The sequence below is a fragment of the Acinetobacter sp. CFCC 10889 genome (genome assembly GCF_003268395.1).
Lineage (GTDB): Bacteria > Pseudomonadota > Gammaproteobacteria > Pseudomonadales > Moraxellaceae > Acinetobacter.
The window spans coordinates 1-14,457 of record NZ_LQXQ01000073.1; the positions used below are offsets into that span (position 1 = coordinate 1).

The 14,457-nt window shown below is 37.3% G+C and carries 10 protein-coding genes and 3 pseudogenes; 8 read left to right on the forward strand and 5 right to left on the reverse strand.

The features are described 5' to 3' along the window. Nucleotides 1-350 (forward strand): integrase core domain-containing protein (locus AVJ19_RS18560; RefSeq protein ID WP_162626652.1); only part of this gene is annotated, 350 nt, incomplete at its 5' end. A 60-nt stretch (nt 351-410) separates the two neighbouring features. Here AVJ19_RS18560 and AVJ19_RS18565 read toward each other — a convergent pair. Further along, nucleotides 411-1,031 (reverse strand): annotated as a pseudogene (locus AVJ19_RS18565) (IS5 family transposase); the annotation flags it as partial. A gap of 175 nt (nt 1,032-1,206) precedes the next feature. On the opposite strand from AVJ19_RS18565, the gene AVJ19_RS18570 reads away from it, so the two are divergent. Continuing rightward, nucleotides 1,207-1,788, forward strand: a complete 582-nt coding sequence (locus AVJ19_RS18570) for a helix-turn-helix domain-containing protein (protein WP_162626653.1) — start codon at nt 1,207-1,209, stop codon at nt 1,786-1,788. 32 nt (nt 1,789-1,820) lie between these two features. On the opposite strand, the gene AVJ19_RS18575 is transcribed toward AVJ19_RS18570, so the two are convergent. Beyond that, complete coding sequence (locus AVJ19_RS18575) at nt 1,821-3,287, reverse strand: sigma 54-interacting transcriptional regulator (protein WP_111861092.1); 1,467 nt, start codon at nt 3,285-3,287, stop codon at nt 1,821-1,823. 175 nt (nt 3,288-3,462) lie between these two features. Here AVJ19_RS18575 and AVJ19_RS18580 point away from each other — a divergent pair, with 175 nt between their 5' ends. From AVJ19_RS18580 to AVJ19_RS18595, 4 genes and pseudogenes are all read left to right on the forward strand, one after another. After that, nucleotides 3,463-3,921: a hypothetical protein gene (locus AVJ19_RS18580; RefSeq protein ID WP_111861093.1), complete on the forward strand. Its 459-nt coding sequence runs from the start codon at nt 3,463-3,465 to the stop codon at nt 3,919-3,921. A gap of 4 nt (nt 3,922-3,925) precedes the next feature. Further along, nucleotides 3,926-6,271 (forward strand): hypothetical protein, encoded by a 2,346-nt coding sequence (locus tag AVJ19_RS18585; protein WP_228203406.1) that lies wholly within the window; start codon nt 3,926-3,928, stop codon nt 6,269-6,271. Beyond that, the gene (locus AVJ19_RS18590) at nt 6,268-9,435 is read left to right on the forward strand and encodes a site-specific integrase (RefSeq protein WP_111861095.1); all 3,168 of its coding nucleotides are present in this window, start codon (nt 6,268-6,270) and stop codon (nt 9,433-9,435) included. Before AVJ19_RS18585 ends, AVJ19_RS18590 begins: the two co-directional genes overlap by 4 nt. Before the next feature lie 161 nt (nt 9,436-9,596). After that, a pseudogene (locus tag AVJ19_RS18595) lies at nt 9,597-9,989 on the forward strand (class I SAM-dependent methyltransferase); the annotation flags it as partial. A gap of 107 nt (nt 9,990-10,096) precedes the next feature. Here AVJ19_RS18595 and AVJ19_RS18600 read toward each other — a convergent pair. From AVJ19_RS18600 to AVJ19_RS18610, 3 genes and pseudogenes are all read right to left on the reverse strand, one after another. Further along, nucleotides 10,097-10,585, reverse strand: a complete 489-nt coding sequence (locus AVJ19_RS18600) for a GNAT family N-acetyltransferase (protein WP_111861096.1) — start codon at nt 10,583-10,585, stop codon at nt 10,097-10,099. After that, nucleotides 10,575-10,841: a DUF1778 domain-containing protein gene (locus AVJ19_RS18605; protein WP_026094019.1), complete on the reverse strand. Its 267-nt coding sequence runs from the start codon at nt 10,839-10,841 to the stop codon at nt 10,575-10,577. The genes AVJ19_RS18600 and AVJ19_RS18605 overlap by 11 nt, the downstream gene beginning before the upstream one ends. Before the next feature lie 275 nt (nt 10,842-11,116). Next, nucleotides 11,117-12,117, reverse strand: a pseudogene (locus AVJ19_RS18610) (IS3 family transposase); the annotation flags it as partial. Nucleotides 12,118-12,223: 106 nt separating this feature from the next. Between AVJ19_RS18610 and AVJ19_RS18615 the strand changes: the two are divergent. Both AVJ19_RS18615 and AVJ19_RS18620 read left to right on the forward strand, forming a co-directional pair. After that, complete coding sequence (locus AVJ19_RS18615) at nt 12,224-13,270, forward strand: RNA-guided endonuclease InsQ/TnpB family protein (RefSeq protein WP_111861097.1); 1,047 nt, start codon at nt 12,224-12,226, stop codon at nt 13,268-13,270. A gap of 55 nt (nt 13,271-13,325) precedes the next feature. Continuing rightward, the gene (locus AVJ19_RS18620) at nt 13,326-14,417 is read left to right on the forward strand and encodes a tyrosine-type recombinase/integrase (protein ID WP_111861098.1); all 1,092 of its coding nucleotides are present in this window, start codon (nt 13,326-13,328) and stop codon (nt 14,415-14,417) included. Nucleotides 14,418-14,457 lie beyond the last annotated feature (40 nt).

A 14,457-nucleotide genomic window follows, 5' to 3' on the forward strand; every position in this document is an offset into this window, starting at 1 on the left:
TTTTAAATGAAGCGATTGAAAAATATGGATCACCTGAAATATTGAATACAGACCAAGGCAGTCAGTTCACCAGTGATGCATTTATTGATGTATTGAAATCAAATGGTATTCAAATCAGTATGGATGGTAAAGGTCGATGGATTGATAATGTGATGGTTGAACGATTATGGCGGAGCGTTAAATATGAAGAGGTGTATCTCAAAGCTTATAGCAGTGTCACAGATGCGAAAAAGCAATTGAGTGCATATTTTGAGTTTTATAATTTGAAACGACCTCATTCGAGTCTAGACAAAATGACACCAAATGAGTTTTACTATGATCAGCTACCGCAACAAAACAAGGTGGCTTAACTAGAGCAGAATATCACTTATAAATACGCTTTTAGTTGTTCAAACAAGTGGGACCACCTCTATCAACTGGCGACACCGCTTCGTGTCATAAGCACCATCGGTATAAACGGAGTCAATATGCTCATCTTGAGGAATCTGATCAAGTAGATCACCAAGTACTTGTGAATCACTGACATTATTTGTCGTAAGCTGAACATCACGTATTTGCAGTGTTTCAGCATCTATACCAAGATGCAGTTTACGCCATTGCCGACGGTATTCAGGCTGATGCTTCTTACGCTTCCATTCGCCTTCACCTAAAAATTTTAAACCCGTAGAGTCGACGAGTAGGTGTAACCCATCACGACTTTTCTGGTAGCTAATTTGAATATCAATATACTTTTGTCTTCTACAAAGCGTCGTGAAGTCTGGTGCTGTCCAATCTAATCCGCAAAGTTTAATTAAGCTTTGAACAAAACCAGTAACCATGCGTAAAGTGAGTCTAAATAGAGATTTGATCATCAAACAGCATTGAATCGCTATGTCGGAGTAGGTTTGACTTCGACCTTGTTTGCCTTGAGGTTCTGCATACCATTGTGTTTTTGGATCGAACCAAATGGCAATATTCCCATGATTAATGAGAGCTCTGTTATATGCGAGCCAATTGGTTGTGCGGTAGATTTTGTGTGTAGGCTTCTTCATTTGGAAATTATATCGCTGAAAAAGCCGTTACAGATAGGTTTGTGCAACAAAGCCATTTACCAAGTAAAAGTTTCCGTTTTTATCAGCACACATCACTTTACTACGTGTACTGCAAACTGGCGAGTTTGAGCTGTTAGGTGATACGAAAACCCGGAAAACTAATGTTTGAGTGATGGTGGCTTGCAATGAAAGCCTGAAAAAAGCAGTGGAAGAGGGCCGTTTCCGTAGTGACCTATATTACCGCTTAGCTACCTATCCAGTTCTGATTCCTTCTTTGAAAGAACGCCGTGAAGATATCAATCTGCTGGCTGAATACTATATCCACTTCTTTGAGAAGCAGTATCACAAGAGATTTAATGGCTTCAGTGACCGAGTGTATGCCTTTTTTAACAGCTATGACTGGCTGGGAAATATACGAGAATTAAGAAATATCTTGGAACGTTCGGTGCTTTTGTCCAATAATACGGCACTTGATTTAGAAGATTTAATGCTGGAAGAACAGATCATTCAGGATTTCCTAAGCCAGAATAAACATAAATTTAATGAAATTAAGGGCATTGTGACTAAAAGCGATTTAAATCAGCTAATTGAGCACCTAATGCAAAGCTCAGAACAGGTGGATATGGAATATGTTGAATTGACCATTTTACAGACGCCATTAAATAAATACCGAGGTAATGTTTCCAAAGCTGCCCGCTATTTGAATATAACACGCAGTGCACTGGAATATCGGTTAAAAAAGCACGCAGTAATATAAGTTTAGGGTGTTTGGGTATGAAATATAGGGCCTTACGATAAGGCCCTATATTTCTTTAAGCGATAATCCAATGTTGCCCGGCTAATGCCGAGTATACGTGCTGCTTCAGAGACATTGTTTTGAGTCTGTTGCATGGCTTGTAAAATAATCTGCTGTTCATAATGTTCTAATGAAAAGTCAGGAGTAAATAGTTCTGCAATTTTTTGTGAATTAAATGATTTGGAAGGGAATATTTCCCGATAGCTAATTGCCTCAGCGGCTACAACATCTGGAAATAAATCACGTAGTTTAATCTCTTGTTGATCATCTGTGAGTAGTGCTGCGCGTTCCAGCACATTCTCTAATTCACGGATATTGCCTGGCCAATTGTAATTTATAAAGTAATGTTTGGCTTTGTCACTAAGACCTTTAAATTTTTTGTCATAGATATTTTCAAAGCGTTTAAGAAAATGACTGACCAGCAGAGGAATGTCCTCCCGCCGTTCGCGTAATGGCGGAATACGTACCGGAAAAATGTTCAGGCGAAAATACAGATCGGCACGGAATCGACCCTCTTTGACAGCTAATTCCAAATCTTCATTGGTGGCAGCTACGACTCGAACATCGACTTTTCGGGTCTGATAATCGCCTACACGTTCAAATTCACCTTCTTGCAGCATTCGTAATAAGGCTGCTTGGGCACGAGGGGATAACTCAGCCAGTTCATCCAGAAAAATCGTACCTTGATGGGCACGTTCAAATTTACCTATTCGTTGACTGACTGCTCCTGTGAAAGCCCCCTTTTCTACGCTAAAGAGCTCAGCTTCAATCAAGTCATGTGGGATACAAGCACAGTTAACTGCTATAAAAGGCTTATCTTTGCGTGGACTAGCATAGTGAATACCTCGTGCAAAAGCCTCCTTACCAACACCTGTTTCCCCAGACAGGAGTACGGCGACTTTACTGCCAGCCGCTTTTTTGAGGAGGTCACAGACATTGCGGTAAGCCGCAGATTCTCCGACCGCATTAAACATGCTGTAGTCGACCTCGGCACGAGTATAAATATCGTGTTTTAGTTGATTCAATTCAGCGCGTAATGCAATGATTTCGTCCGATATAGGGTCAGGAGACATAAATTGTACAAGTTCTTCGGCATTTTCCCATTCGATTAAGGGTTTACCAATGATCCGACAATGATCATGACCTTGGGCAATACATTGGGTTTCCTGATAAATAATGGTTTGTCTCATGACATAGCTGCTATATCCACAAGCATAACCAAGTTGTAGCCAGCAAGCAGGTTCATCGGATTTACCAAATTCGCTCAGGTGAACTTCACCTTCAAAGGAATGTCGCCAGTTAAAGTCGGCATAGAACTCATGGTTGAGATGGCTCAGCTGAAGTGTATTGACTTCGACCTGTACCATCCCGCGAATACCATGCATTTGTGGTCCTGCCATAAAAGCCTCTGTTTCATTGAGGTCTGGACGAAGTTGTGCAGTGGCTTCGGCATCTCGCATACCAGCCTGATAACCACAACGAATAAAGAATAACTAAAAACTATAAAAAAATGGAAGAATAAAATTTAAAAAGATATTTTATTACAAATGCTTACTAAATTTATTTTGATTTGTGAAATAAAAAATAGAAAAAGTGTTATAACTATTTGTATTAATATTTTGAGCTAATTTTGTCATGAGTTTTGATCAAACGATAAAAAAAACTCTCGTATTTTTTTATCAATTTGTTCTACCCTTCTCAACCAAAACAGAAGACTTGGAATACATCAAAGCTAAGCTGAAACAACTAGAAAAAATCAGGCCGGGCAACAACAAGAGTAAGCAGAATAATTTAAAAAAAATTTATGTAAAACTCTGGCATCGTATTTTAGAACTTTTGAAAACAGATAGGGCAGTACGTGCAAATGTCCAATATATTCCGCAGATTCAGCTTATTTGCGATATGGAAAAATATATCGATTCAAAAATGGCATTAGAAATTTTTAATACACGTAAGGAACTCACTACACCATTACTACTTCAATTTTTTGACATACGTAACGATGAAACGAGACAAAAAGTCATGGAGAAATGTTCTAAGAAGCAGCTTGGTATGATCGAGATTTCAACTTTAATCAATGCAGAGCAAGAGTGAACGAATGGAAGTTCAGAAAAAGAGAGAACGGAGACAAGATCTCTTTTTAACACAATACCAAGAGTACAGAACAAAGTTTATTTCGCATGCTGTATTTGATGATTTAGATGAAAGTGATAAGCAGACTTTTAGTGATTTTGGAAAAACTGCGCATAAGGTTTTTCACGAGATAATTAAAGCGCGTAAACTGGGTGAAGAATATCGAGTTGCGGCCTTAAGCTTTTTTGCTTCGGGTGATGTATTAGACCATGCTGGATGGTCATACCTCATTTTGAGAACGAGTTATTTTGTTGAAGCGCTTTATATAAAATTAGCCGTTATCCCAGATTCCCAAGCTAAACAAAAAGAAATTTTTGATTTATTTCGATATATTGCAAAATCAATTCTACAAAAAAGTGAAGAAAGTTCTTTAAAAGACGAGAGTAAAAGGCTCTTAGAATACTTTATAGAATATATGTTAGAACTCGAACAGGACAAGGTGACGAGTGACTGGGAGAGTTTCCTTAAGAATAAAATAAAACAAAATTTGCACGAGTTCACTCAAACTAAGGTGCTAAATTATATAAATGACTTAAAAATTATCTTTAAACGATTAAAACAAGGGAGGATTGTAAAACGCTCGCGTCGTAAAAAAATAAAAATTTCAGATTGGCCGACAAAGAAAAAATTAAGAAGTTTCCAAAAGAAGAGAGAACAAAGACAGCTTATTAAAGGATATCCAGCATATATTCAAGCTCGACAGGAGATCTTTTATGCTGATGATGGAGATGTTGAATTTATAGATGAGGGGATTGCTGTACATACAACATCTAAATCTACAGCTCGTTTTAATACAGTATTGAACAATCATAGTGAACATTTGATGAGGCATCGTCAAAGACGTCTACAACCGTTTGTAACCAACACAAATTACATGAGCAAAGATGTGATTCAACATCTTATCTATATTTTGAAGGGTGAGTTATATAATGCTCCTACTCAAGATTCAGCGATTGCAGCAGCATGCCTATTGAGTTTAGCGACGGGTTTATCACCAATGCATTTGCTTCAATATAAACAACTGATTGATGAGGGAGTGCTTATTAAAGGTGGTAGTTCTAAAAAGCCAGAGTATCGACTCAGATTACATTTAGATATTACAAAACAAAAAGTTGAAACTTTAAAGATTCACCAACTGAATAAAACAGTGACGCATGATCTCCATGTATCAAGCAGTTGGTTTGAATATCTTATTTTGAATGGATCACAACAGGTACTTACAGTACAAGAGATCAATCAAAGACTCAAAAAATGGACTCAGAATCAGGGGCTAGGTTCAATTACTGTTGAGAAACTCCAAGCCCAGCTGTATTTCTATATTTTTCACCGTACTTTTAATGAATATATTGCCCATGTGCTATCGGGCAAAGATAGCACCCATGAGCTACCGAGTAGTTTCTACAATGGTGTGAGCGCATCGGAATTGAATCAGCATTATTTGATCTACTTAGAGACACTCAGTGTTGAAGAAACGAAAACAGAAATTGAAATGCTTAAAGAGCAGTTTGTTAAACATGAACCTGCGTCTATATCACGTTTTGGTAGCCAATTAGCACTCAATCAAAATTATGTTGGTCAATTTTTTACACGATTACATGCCATTTGCGTTGATAAAATACAGATACATCAACATATAATTGAGCGAATTAATGCCTATAGTGCTTGGATGTGGCATATCAGCTTATTGTGCCTAACACGCCGTCCTCGCGAAAACTTATTAGGAAAGTATAGTGACTACGATTTAAAACTAAAGTTGTTGTATGTAGATGATAAGCAAAACAGTCGATCACGAAAAGATGGTCGCTATATACCGCTCCCAGCATTTTTTATCCAAGCTTTTAAACGTTATACGCAATTTTTAAATACGGTCACTCAGCAGTATGAAGAGCTCCTCCGATTTGTATTTGGGAAAAAGATTACATTGCAAGATTTGTTTGGCCAAGTGATCCATTACCCGAAATCGTTACCGACCACTGCTGAGGAATGGGCAAGTAAGAAAATTAAGATTGCTGCGCTTAACCGAAGTTGGATTAATGACTATATTGAAGGTCATCAACTCAGCAGTTTATATAATAACTGGCTACGACACTTTGATATGAATATGTTGATGAAGCAAGGTTTGGCTTTTAATGTCATACAAGCAGTTTATGGGCATGATCAGCGTAATCAGGAGCTCTTTTATCGCTATTCATCTGCATCTTTACCACAATATATCAATCAATTTACCCAAAATATTGATCGCATGATTAAGCAATTGCAGATTGAGCATCTGTCATACATTTCAGTACTTCAATCTGAGGGCTTATCATGAGTATAGATGAGTCATTGATTCAAAAAATTCAGGTTCAGGTTGATTCTGCATTTGCCGAAATGAAAAGTCAGATTAAGAGTTTAAGAGACCAACCTGAATTATTAGATAACACACTAAATACCTTGTGGTACGAGTTTTATGATGAATTTATTTGTTTTTTAGAGCAGAAGAAATTTACTCGGAAAGATACTCAAAAACCGTATATTCAAGCTATTGAAAAATATTTTTTATCTTTGCGTCAGACCTATTTATCTCAAGCAAAGAATGCGTATCCAATCAAAGTATGGCCTAAAACTACTTTTCTAGAACCTATACCCAGACAACTTCGTAGTACTGAATCACATCTTCGGCAAGGACAAAAACATTATCATATTGCTATAGCCTTAAAATCCTATTGGAATTGTCCATACAAGGATGAAGTTACTCCGGCATGGTTATGGGGGAATTTTTATTTAAGTCTGATGTACTGCTCTGGCTGTACTGATCTAAGTCAATTAACAGCAATTAGTAATACCCTGGTCAACGCTATTGTCAAAGATGAACTCCAAATCTGTACTAAACTTTATCATGCTGGATATAAAACAATCATCCAACCACTCGCACTGCATTATCGAGTACCACAGCGTGCTTATGGTAATCAAATCGAAAATAGACAGGTGTATCAGTGGCGTTATATTTGGCTTAATCCCTATGCACAGTTGTTTATACAAGGGATAAAACAGCATGGCTCTCAAGCCTTGAATCAGCAGATGCCACGATATGTTTTGGAGTCTATCTCTACTGTATTAGGGAAATTACCTAAAGAAATTGATTTGAGTCATCAGATCGTAGGTCTGAAAAAACTACTACGCCGTAATGATAAACAGTTAGCAGAGCTTCGTTCACTTACACCTTTTGATCATTCAAACTTAGCCATTGAGCTTGACTCTTATTCGGGCTTAGATATGTGCTTAAGCGAGGTTATGCGAGGTCGTCTCAAAACGGTGTCGTTAACACCTATTGATCAGGCGAGAGCATGGTTAGATCACAACATCTTGCAGACGCAGTTAACACATATTGAGCGGGATATACCACTACAGACAGAAAAGGCGGTACCAGACTTAATTACAGCTCACCAGCAACTCAAAGAAATTCCATTTGAATTGATGCTATTTGAAAAAGATCAGACTGAAGTTGATAAGCGTCAGAAACGGCAGCGTAAAAGTGAACGTGTTAAATGGATCAGATGGACAAGCATTCAGAAGCGACTAGAAGAAAAGAAGCCTCACGTTGGCCTGTATGAAAAAAATCTAATAGAAGCACAGCTCAGGCTACTGGGTTGGATTTTTCATCTTAAGTCTCAAAAAATGAAACTCAATAGCATCGAGCGGTATTTAAGTAGTATCGCTAAAGATTACTTATTCCATGTCTATATGTTCCCAGGTGATATAGATAACATGGATCAAGAAGATTGTGAGGAACTGTACGACGCTATCTTAGATAGTATTGATGATCGAGATCAAGCCAAACGTGAGACTGATCCTAAGGCCAATCACGGACGTGCACAGTATGCATTTGGCAGACTTAAAGCATTTCATCAGTTTTGTATGAAACAATACCGTGTCCCTAAGGTCGGTACCTTTCAATACAATGATTATCATCGTGTACAATTTTGTCATGCCAAATTAATTAGCCCAAAATTGTTCAATCAGCTTAAACAGGTACTAAGTTTAAAGATTGAAAAATGTCAAACAACTAAAGAGCAAGCGTATCTTTTTCAGCTACAGCTCATGTATTTACTCGCATTTCGTTTGGGGATGCGATTGAATGAAATTAGGGGACTTACATTGGCAGAGGTCATTTGTCCTGAACTGATTTGGCGTAATGATACGCTGACCAAACCTGTGCAGATCCGTTTTAATTTACGTAACAATGTTTATCGGAAACTCAAAAGCCAAAACGCAAAGCGTCAGCTTGATCTGAACGCCGTCATGCTCGATGAAGAGTTGGCATTGGTACAGCAATATCTAAAACAATGTATTACACATAATCCAGCGAAAACTAATCATGCGGACAAATTGATTTTTGCCCAAGATGGCGAAATTTTAAGTGAAGCTTATATTAGTGAAATGACCCAAGTGATTTTTGATGAGATATTGGGTGAAGGGCATGGTTATACTTTCCATAACTTTAGACATAGTGCCGCGAATCATTTAGCAATCGCTTGGTTAGGCTCAAAAGAGATGATCATGACCTATACGGATTACACTTGGAGCCGGTGTAAAGTCATGCGTCAGCATTTATTTGGAGAAACTGCAATTCAGCATGAAGCTGTCATACAGCATAAGTGGCGGTTACTAGCTGACTGGATGGGGCATGCAAACATAGAGCAAACAGCATCTCACTATCTACATGTGCTGGATTTGTTGGTGATAGATCGAATTTATCATTTGCCTTGTACAATTCATTGGGACACGATCAAACTGATACTTCAAAATGACTTAACAAGTGCTAACACAGAAATTGTGGATCTTAATCATATAATAGGAAAAGGCCAGTATTTCGATTTTTATCATGCCACATATGCACTCAAAAAAGTGGATTCAGTTAAACCTGTTCAGCCTAAAATAAGTAAAAATGCATCTGTATCTACCATCATCCATGATTACATTAAATATAGAGCCTATGAGGACCATGATTGGGTATTACGCAGTAAAAAGCTCGCTACTAAGTGGGTGGCGGTAAAAAAGCCTCAAAATAATGAGGATTTTAGTGAAGATGAACTCATCTCCTTATATGAAAAAGCCTTAAAGAAAGGTTTTGAAGCAAAGCAATGCGTAGAGATTTCAGCACTGCCAAAGCGGGTTCAACATCAGGTTTTAGAAGCCTTGAGTATTTTAATTGAACATGGAAAGCTGAGAAAAAACTTTATTCATTTTCAATATCGTTTTGATAAGCAAAATAGGCCACGTGTCGATTGGTCCATTCAACATCTGATTACGGGACTGAAGTATTTACTCCCTGAGGATACGCAGCTAAAAGTTGATAATGATCCACCGGATAAGTCACAAAAAAGTCGTGAAGTTAAATTAAGCTTTATCAATGAAAACAATAAAAATACGACACTTTGTATTGCGTTTATTATGTTGATACATGCGATTCAGCAAGAAAAATTGAGCATTTAAAATGAATTGTTTTAATGTGTTTAAGGCGAGCTGTATTGAATATAAATCAATTTAGAAAGGGACGAGCGATATCGTCGCTGAAGTTGTAGGTTAAAATCGTTTCTCAATGATAAGCGAACTCTGATATCGTATATATACATGGCTGAGATGTATCCAACTGAATGAAAACAATAGATTATTACAATAAACAGGCTGATCAATTTATAAAGTCGACCTTGAATGTGGATATGGAAGCACTATACCAACCTTTTTAGAGCAATTAGCACATGATGCCTACATTTTAGATTTAGGTTGTGGCTCAGGTCGGGATACTTTGGCTTTTAAAAATAAAGGCTATCAAGTTGATGCTATCGACTATTCAGGAGTATTAGTCGAACGAGCGAGCCAACTGACTGGTATCGCTGTTCAGCAGCAAAGTTTTTATGAGCTTGATATACACGATGTTTATGATGGGGTATGGGCATGTGCCTCTTTACTACATTGTGCTCGTAATAGACATCTCTGATGTTTTAAAACGTATTCATGCTGCATTAATGAATAGTTCATCTTCATATCAGCATGTTGAAGAGCAAGATCTTGAAAAATTTGCAGATTATTGGATAGGTCTGTCACCAATTCTCATTCATAGTTTGCCAGTTACTTGTATTCCTAGTAGACCACTTTAATTAAAATTAGGAATTTCATTCACTGGATATATTAATGTTAATGGATTTGATGTTAAAGAAATGAAGCCAAAACGCTGATAAAATTCCATCGCTTTTTGATCTTTTGCATGTATTACAACAAAATTTACACCAATAATTTGAGCAACTTTTGAAACTTGTTTGAGAGCATGTGCTAAAAGCACTTTTCCAATTCCTTGCCCTTGAGTCACTTTATCAACGGCAAAGCGACCTACAACAACACAAGTGAGTGGATAACGAGGTAAGCGTTTGGTGAGTACGGTATCTACTAAATCGAATCCAATAGAGGTACTAGATAGACAGTAAAACCCTATCACATTTGAAGCATGATCAACAGCAACATACGTTTTACTTGTCCCTGATTTCTGATGTTGGGACGCATATTGTTTAATGAACTTATTTAAGTCATCTTGCTCACAATTAAATGATTTTCTCTGGTGATGAGTTTGTAAAATTTCAATTCTCATCTAATAAACTCATTAATTTCTTCATTTCATCGTTTGCAGGGCGTGGATTTTCAAGCAAATTCATTAACATATCACGATCAGCATTATTTACTTTCAACTCATGATTAGATTTAAGTAAGTCTTTTGCTCGTTCAAAGGAGGATTGCAGCATAAAAGAACTTACACTGAGGCCTAATAAATTCGCAGCTTGCTCAATCACATTCTTTGCATCTGCTGTTGAACGAACATTAATTCGTTCAGTTGCTAAATTAGCCATTTCTTCACCAATAAGTACATCATTTTGATGTACAAATTATAACATATCAAGATGTAGCATCAAGACTTAAATTTTCGTACTGATCTGAGGATATTTGATTAGAAAATAACTGGTTTACCAGAAACAGGAATGAGTGGTAGGCTTACAAAAGAATCCGCAAAAAAATTAGTAAGATGAAATATTGACATCCTCCCCCCCTTAAAAGAGGGTGATTCCTACAGCTAGACGCTTATGCGGTAATCCTCCCCATAAATAACCGAAGTTAAAAGTAGAGGTTAAGCAGCCATGAGAGGTGGCTTTCCTTTGTTGGCTTGATGTGGCCTTTCATGGTTGTAATGCCTGAGTAGCACTGCTACGCAAGAGTTTGTTGCATAATCTTGCACTTCATCCAAAGTATCAAATAAATGTTTGCTCAGCCAACTATAACGTATGGTTCGATTATAACGCTCAACATATGCATTCTGTTGTGGTTTGCCTGGTTGAATATATGCAATACGAATACCTTGTTCGGTTGCCCAACGTACAAATTCGTTACTGATAAACTCTGGTCCGTTATCGCATCGGATCACTAAAGGCTTTTCCCGATATTCCAGTAACTGATTGAGTGTTCGAATCACTCGCATTGCTGGCAATGAGAACCCCACCTCAATCGCTAAACCTTCACGACGGTAATCATCAATCACATTCAATAATCGGAACTTACGACCATCAGCAAGCTGATCGTGCATGAAATCTAATGACCAAACCTGATTTGCACGGATTGGCTCTTTCAGTGGTTCAGGTGCATGTCTTTTCAGCCTTCTTCTTGGTTTAATGCGCAGATTTAATGCCAATTCACAGTAAATACGGTAAACACGCCTTGCGGAGCAGTGCTCCTCATTCCAAGCGTAATTTTCAACATGGCGTAAATAAGAGAAACACAGACCAAAGCCCCAATCGGTGTTTTCCTCTGTCAGCTCAATGAGCTGTTGCGCAATGAGTGCATTATCATCACTAAGTTTAGACTGATAACGGTAGCAGGTTTCACTGATGCTAAATGCACGGCAAGCTAGGCGAATGCTAATAGCATGCAGTGCTACTGCCTGTTGTGCCATCTGACGCCGGTGAGATGGCTTCACTACTTTTTTGACATCGCTTCCTGGATGATCTCTGCCTTTAATCGTTCCTCAGCATACATCTTTTTAAGTCTTGTATTTTCTGCTTCCAACTCTCTGAGTCGAGCCATTAATGATGTATCCATACCACCATATTTGGCACGCCATTTATCAAATGGAGCGTAAAACTCTGTCCTTCAGGTCAGAGATATAAGCGACACGACATGAAGTGTCGTTTGATTTAACTAAGGACTATTTTCCTTGAGTTTTGATTGTTAATATAAGTACATGAGAACCCTTAAATTACGTATAAAAGACAAACATTGCAAGGTGTTAGACCAACTAGCATCAGAAGTGAACTTTGTCTGGAATTATGTCAATGATTTAGGGTTTAGGCATTTGAAGCGGAAAGGTGAATTTCTCTCTGCTTTTGATATTGCCAAATATACGAAAGGCACATCCAAAGAATGTAATTTACATAGTCAAACCATTCAGGCTGTAACTGAAGAATTAGTCACCCGAAGAAAGCAATTTAAAAAGGCAAAGCTGAAATGGCGTGTCAGCAATAAAAAATCAGCAAGGCGCTCTTTGGGATGGATTCCCTTTAAAAAGGTGGCTATCAAATATGCCAATGGATATGTCCAGTATGGAAAACACCAATTTAAGCTTTGGGATAGCTACGGTTTAAGCAAATACACGTTAAAAACAGGTTCATTTGTAGAGGATAGCCGTGGGCGTTGGTATGTATGTCTTGTTGTTGAATCGCCTAAGCAAGATAAATCGACAGCAACCAAAGCGATTGGTATTGATCTAGGCTTAAAAGATATTGCCACCTGTTCTGATGGCACTGTAATTTCAAATCCAAAATTCTATCGAAAATATGAGCAGAAATTAGGTATTGCTCAGAGAGCCAGGAATAAGAAGCGTGTTCGTGCATTACACGCCAAGATTGCAAATAGTCGAAAAGATCATTTGCATAAAGCAAGCACCAAGCTTGTGAATGAAAATGCATTGATTATTGTAGGTGACTTGAGTGCTAAAAAATTAGTAAAAACCAAAATGGCAAAATCTGTTTTGGATACAGGATTTTCTGCACTAAAAACAATGCTCAAGTATAAATGCGAAAACGCAGGCGTATTGTTTGAAGAAGTCCAAGAAGCCTATACCACCCAAATCTGTTCGTGCTGCGGTGAGATCACCTCAAGTAGTCCAAAAGGTAGGACAGATCTTGGAATAAGAGAATGGGAGTGCATGAGCTGTGGTACAGCTCATGATCGTTATCTACTACATATAAATAATAATATACAATGTAAACAAAGAATGATTTACTATTAATAATATACATTGTAGAATTTATATCTAAACATATATACATAGTAGATTCTACTTAATGAAAGTGCAGAAAATACGAATTAATAATCAAACAGAAGACTTTTGGATTGTCATTGGTGATGATCACTTAGCTATACCATCAATTGATCTTTATTTAAGGTATTTAAGTTCTGTTAGAAAATCTCCAAACACTATTCGTTCTTACGCTTATCATCTTAAAGAATTTTGGTTATTTCTATCTTTAAAGAACTATAGTTGGAATCAGATTGGTTTAATTGAGCTATCAGAGTTCATCAACTTTCTAAAACTAGGAACTATAGATGCAAGTAATATTATTCCTTTTTCTTCAAGTGTTTCTCTGCGTTCAGAAAAAACAATAAATACAATAATTACTGCGATTACAGCTTTCTATGATTATCACTCAAAACTAGATAGCACTCTTGTTTTAAATGATAAGAGATCAACTAAATCTAATAGTAAAAATTACAAACCGTTTCTACATCATATTAGTAAAGCAAGCTCCACAAAACATAGCATTCTTAAAATTAAAGAGCCTAAACGAATACCTAAAACATTAACATTTGAACAAGTGCAAAAAATCCTAGATTCATGTTCTAACCGCAGAGATAAGTTGATTGTAGCCCTACTCTATGAAACAGGTATGCGTATAGGCGAGTGTCTTGGTTTAAGGCATGAAGATATTAAAAGTTGGGATAGCGAGATTCATATAGTTCATCGTAATAACAATACAAATAACGCAAGAGCAAAAAGCCAAGAAACTAGGGTTATTGACGTTAGTGATGAACTCATAAGACGCTACACTGATTATGTAGTACATGATTTTGACGATATTGATTCTGATTATGTTTTTGTGAATATATGGGGCGAAAATAAAGGGCATCCGTTAAGTTACAGCACTATTTACACTAAATTCAGTCGCTTATCCAAAGCCCTAAAACTTCCATTCAGCCCTCATATTTTTAGACATACACATGCCACAGAGTTACTGAGAAGTGGTTGGGATGCTTCATACGTTCAAAAGCGTTTAGGGCATAAAGATATTCAAACCACGATTAATATTTACGCTCATTTGAATGATCAAGACCTAAAAGTGGCATTCCAAAACTTTCAAAAAGGTAAATTAAAATGAATACGAATTATGCTGAAAAAGTATTTACCGATAATGGGTT

What these genes read in the sequence shown, in the direction of transcription:
- AVJ19_RS18575 (WP_111861092.1), bottom strand. Translation starts at nt 3,287, where the DNA reads ATGCGAGATGCCGAAGCCACTGCACAACTTCGTCCAGACCTCAATGAA.
- AVJ19_RS18580 (WP_111861093.1), top strand. Translation starts at nt 3,463, where the DNA reads ATGAGTTTTGATCAAACGATAAAAAAAACTCTCGTATTTTTTTATCAA.
- AVJ19_RS18585 (WP_228203406.1), top strand. Translation starts at nt 3,926, where the DNA reads ATGGAAGTTCAGAAAAAGAGAGAACGGAGACAAGATCTCTTTTTAACA.
- AVJ19_RS18590 (WP_111861095.1), top strand. Translation starts at nt 6,268, where the DNA reads ATGAGTATAGATGAGTCATTGATTCAAAAAATTCAGGTTCAGGTTGAT.
- AVJ19_RS18600 (WP_111861096.1), bottom strand. Translation starts at nt 10,585, where the DNA reads ATGAGAATTGAAATTTTACAAACTCATCACCAGAGAAAATCATTTAAT.
- AVJ19_RS18605 (WP_026094019.1), bottom strand. Translation starts at nt 10,841, where the DNA reads ATGGCTAATTTAGCAACTGAACGAATTAATGTTCGTTCAACAGCAGAT.
- AVJ19_RS18615 (WP_111861097.1), top strand. Translation starts at nt 12,224, where the DNA reads ATGAGAACCCTTAAATTACGTATAAAAGACAAACATTGCAAGGTGTTA.
- AVJ19_RS18620 (WP_111861098.1), top strand. Translation starts at nt 13,326, where the DNA reads ATGAAAGTGCAGAAAATACGAATTAATAATCAAACAGAAGACTTTTGG.